The following is a 1810-nucleotide window of genomic DNA, read 5'->3' as shown; positions in this document are numbered from 1 at the left end:
CCTCCATCAGCATTACGGCCGAGAAGCAGCAGAGCGCCAGGGCGGCGATCCAGAGAACGCCTCTCAGGGTTCGGGTCGTTCGCTTAGACATATCGACGTTGGTGACGGTCGTCGGTTACCGAACCCTTCCACGCTCACGATGCCTCCGGGGGGCGTCCGGGACGCGACCTGCGCACCGGCGATTGTCGAGGGCCGTGGGCCGGCGCCCTGCGGTCTCCAGGCCCGCCGCCGCACCGACCCTCAGGCGACGGCCCGGCCAAGGCTCCACGGGCGAGCCCCGAGGAACTGGCTCGGGCCCGCCTGTCGTCGCATGCTCGCCCGCAACAGCACCGTGTGGTGTCGCGAACGCCTCGGGCACGCGTCCGGGGGAGGCAGGTGCTGTAGCAGCCGGCCAAAGCGGTGTCGCCTGTGTCAGCCTATCCTCAGGACCTTCCTGCCCAAGCGCTCGGCCTCCTCGCGCCACGCATCCCGCTCGGTCTGCATGGCCTCCACGAGGGCGTGCATGTTGCCGGCGTCGATCGCGGTCTCGACGAGCATGTCTTGAGCGGAGGCCAGTTGCTCGCGCAACTCGGCGTTCTCGGCCGCCAGCGCCAGGAGCAGGGCGGCCACAGTGTCATTCATCCCTGCTCCCGCACGCCCCGAGGCAGCGCGTCTAGCGGGGCTCAAGCTTGGCCGCAATTAGGCCGATTAGCGCGACTGGGCCGGACCTGGCTCGACCACGTCGCTGATGAACAGCTTCTCAATCCGCCCCTCACGAATCGCAGCCTTGGCGCGAACCCGGATGCGCCGCTTGGCAGCCATCGCGAGGGCATAGGGATTGTTCGGTCGCATCACCTGCGGGTCGGTCACGACGCCCCTAATCCGGTCTTCAGCATCATCTGAGAGGATCAGCTTGCAGGTGCCGTCCTCCATGCTGAGGCCGACGATCTCGACGATGAAATCACGCTGCGGCGTGATCTCGGACTCTGCCTCGGCCATGATGCTCTCACGGTCGGCGACATCGAGCCTCACACTCGTCCCGGGATTCTCCCCCGAGACCGTGAGCGTCATGGCGGATTGGCCGATTGGAGCAACGGCCTGGCGCACAGCCGGGATTAAGGCTTCAGCCATGCGGTCCACGGTATCGAGCAGGCGCGCAACTGTGCCGGCATCTCGAGACCCTAACTCGGTGATCGCCTTGTCCAGCGAGTCCTTGAGGTGCTTCATCTCTTCGCGGTTTCCGGAAGCACGCTTGAAGATGTAACCTATCAGAGCGACCGTCAGCCCGCTAACCGTCGCTGAGGTATACGTATTTTCGACGATAGCCCATTTGAGCCACGCGACGATTTCGAAGCAGTGCGCTTCTGGCGGACGGGCCAGGACGCGAACCGACATTGAATCCTTGTGCTGCACGAACCGGTCGGTTGCAGCGAGATTGCCAGCAACCGCGATAATCCGAGACATGCCGCGTAGGCTCTCGGCGAGGTCGCCGAGGTCGAGTTCATGGCGCTCCGCGTCGAGACCGTCGAATCGGATGACGAAGGAAGCGGCGTGCTCATCGCGGGGTGACACGTCAAGCAACGCCACGTCGCACCTCCGACCGAAGTTTAATCTGGCTGCAACCTACGTGAAACGGCAGAGCTTCCGCTACTGGCTCAGCTCATCCGCCATACCGAACGCCCGCAGACCGTCACCGCATGGCTCGACCGCCTCCACCACCCGCGCGGATTCTCGCACGGTCTGATCGTTCGAGGTCGCCCGCTGCCCCTCGGCAGCCCTTTTTCGGTTCCGTTTTCCTCGATTCTGACAGGACTAGAACTTCAGTAGGCGT

At 64.6% G+C, this 1810-nt stretch carries 2 protein-coding genes; both read right to left on the bottom strand.

Annotation, left to right across the window (positions count from 1 at the left end):
- Window positions 1-411: 411 nt before the first annotated feature.
- A complete protein-coding gene (locus tag MKK69_RS08415; RefSeq protein WP_243967323.1) occupies window positions 412-621 on the bottom strand; it encodes a hypothetical protein in 210 nt (69 codons plus the stop codon).
- A gap of 66 nt (window positions 622-687) precedes the next feature.
- Window positions 688-1566 (bottom strand): hypothetical protein, encoded by an 879-nt coding sequence (locus tag MKK69_RS08410; RefSeq protein WP_243967322.1) that lies wholly within the window; start codon window positions 1564-1566, stop codon window positions 688-690.
- Window positions 1567-1810: the final 244 nt, after the last annotated feature.

Source organism: Methylobacterium sp. J-026 (assembly GCF_022829585.1).
Lineage (GTDB): Bacteria > Pseudomonadota > Alphaproteobacteria > Rhizobiales > Beijerinckiaceae > Methylobacterium.
The sequence above is the reverse complement of the archived record's forward strand: the minus strand, read 5'-3'. Positions and strand labels throughout refer to the sequence as shown.

Excerpts from the sequence above, each read along its gene's own strand:
- MKK69_RS08415 (WP_243967323.1), bottom strand. The coding sequence starts at position 621 with ATGAATGACACTGTGGCCGCCCTGCTCCTGGCGCTGGCGGCCGAGAAC.